Source organism: Planctomycetota bacterium (genome assembly GCA_026387035.1).
Taxonomy (GTDB): domain Bacteria; phylum Planctomycetota; class Phycisphaerae; order FEN-1346; family FEN-1346; genus JAPLMM01.
Genome location: JAPLMM010000279.1, coordinates 1 through 2,088 on the forward strand (window position 1 = coordinate 1; position 2,088 = coordinate 2,088).

2 protein-coding genes are annotated in these 2,088 nt (G+C 66.6%); both read right to left on the reverse strand.

The features are described 5' to 3' along the window. The coding region (locus NTX40_10745) for a 4-phosphoerythronate dehydrogenase (GenBank protein MCX5649551.1) at window positions 1-541 on the reverse strand (541 nt) is incomplete at its 3' end. A gap of 55 nt (window positions 542-596) precedes the next feature. Further along, entirely contained in the window at window positions 597-2,006 is a 1,410-nt protein-coding gene (gene gndA / locus NTX40_10750) for an NADP-dependent phosphogluconate dehydrogenase (protein MCX5649552.1), read from the reverse strand. Window positions 2,007-2,088 lie beyond the last annotated feature (82 nt).

Genomic DNA, 2,088 nt, shown 5'->3' on the forward strand with positions numbered 1-2,088 from the left:
GGCCCTCGCGCGAGAGAGGCACGTGGAACGTCACGATGTCGGCGTCGAAAAGAGTTTCAATCGGCACGTATTTTGGGTCCCCGGTCTCGCAGGCGAGGGGCGGGTCGTTCCTGAGGACGGTCATGCCGAGCCCCTCGGCGATGCGGGCGACGCGCGAGCCGACATTGCCGACGCCGACGATGCCGAGCGTCCTGCCGACCAAGCGCCAGCCGCCGCGTTCGGCCAGCACCGCCAAAGCCGTGAAAACATACTCGGCGACGCTTTGGGCGTTGGAGCCCGCGGCGCTCGCGAAGGCGATCCCGCGCTGCTGGAGGTACTCCTGGTTCACGTGGTCCACGCCGATGGTGGCCGTGGCGACGAAGCGCACGGCCGAGCCGTCCAGAAGGGCGGGGCCCACGGGCGTCACGCTGCGGACGAGCAGGGCCTGGGCGTCGCGGAGGAGGGCGGGCCGAATGGCGTCGGCGGGGACAGCCACGACCTCGCCCATTGGACCAAAGGCTTCCCCCACGAGGGGAATGTTTTCGTCGGCAAGGATTCTCATGGGCACGCTCGCAGCGCGCTCCCCGTTGGGTCGCGGCTAAGCAAGGCGACCCGCGCTAGGGTTCCGCCCATTGCGTGTGGAACGTGCCTTCCTTGTCCACTCGCTGGTAGGTATGGGCGCCGAAGTAGTCCCGCTGGGCCTGCGTCAGGTTCTGGGGCAGGCACGCGGTGCGGTACGCGTCGATGTAACTGAGGGCCGAGGCGAGGCCCAGGACCGGGACGCCGGCGCGAACGGCCTCGCAGACGACAGTCCGCAGGGCGGCGGTCTTCTCGTTCACGATCGCCGCAAAGAAGCCGTCCACGAGGAGATTCGCGAGGTCCGGCTTCCTGCGGTAGGCCGCGGTGATCGGGTCGAGGAGTTTGGAACGGATGATGCAGCCGCCTTTCCAGATCCGCGCAATCTCGGGGAACTTCAGGCTGTACTGGTATTCCTTAGACGCCTCACGCATGAGGGCGAAGCCTTGCGCGTAGCAGGCGACGACGGCGACATGGAGGGCGTCGCGGAGGGCCTTCAGGAGCGCCGCCTTGTCGGCCGAGGGCTTGGCCGCCGGCCCTTTCAGAATCTTGGACGCCGCGACGCGCTCCTGCTTGGAGGCCGAGAGGATGCGGCCCTCGACGGCCATGTCGATCGTCGGGACGGCGACGCCGAGGTCCAGCGCGTTCTGGCTGGCCCACTTGCCGGTGCCTTTCTGGCCGGCCTGGTCGAGGATGAGGTCCACGAGGGGCTTGCCGGTGTCGGGATCCTTCGTCGCGAGGTTGACGACGGTGATCTCCATCAGGTAGCCGCCCAGTTCGGCGGCGTTCCACTCGGTGAAGACCCTGCTCATCTCGTCGGCCTTCATGCCGAGGACCGACCGCATGATGTCGTACACCTCGGCAATGCACTGCATGATGCCGTACTCGATGCCGTTGTGGACCATCTTGACGTAGTGTCCGGCGCCGCGCGGGCCGATGGAGGTGCAGCAGGGGCCATCGACCTGGGCGGCGCACGTTTCGAAGATCTCGCGGACCAGGGCGTAGGCCTCTTCGGAGCCGCCCGGCATAATCGAGGGCCCTTTCAGGGCGCCTTCCTCGCCGCCGGAGACGCCCGTGCCGATGTAAAGGATGCCCTGCTTCGCGAGTTCCTGGACCCGGCGCTCGGTGTCCGGGAAAAACGAGTTGCCGCCGTCAATCAGGAGGTCGCCCTCGTCCAGGTAGGGGAGGAACTGCTCGATCATAGCGTCGACCGCCGGGCCCGCTTTGACCATCATCATGACCTTGCGGGGCTTCTGGAGGGCCGCGCAGAACCCCTTCGGGTCGTAGGTGGCGTGGATGTTCTTGCCGGCGGCGGGGCCCTCGACAAAGGCCTTCGTCTTCGAGCCGGTGCGGTTAAAGACTGCCACGGAGAAGCCCTTGCTCTCCATGTTCAGGACGAGATTCTGACCCATGACGGCCAGCCCGGCGAGCCCAATCTGCTGCCTGGCCATTTGTGCTGCCTCCCGTCAGTTTGGGTTTCCAGAATCAAGGCAGGCATTTTACCAGGGAAGCCGGACGTGTCAAGGCGACGTG

What these genes read in the sequence shown, in the direction of transcription:
- gndA (MCX5649552.1), bottom strand. Translation starts at nt 2,006, where the DNA reads ATGGCCAGGCAGCAGATTGGGCTCGCCGGGCTGGCCGTCATGGGTCAG.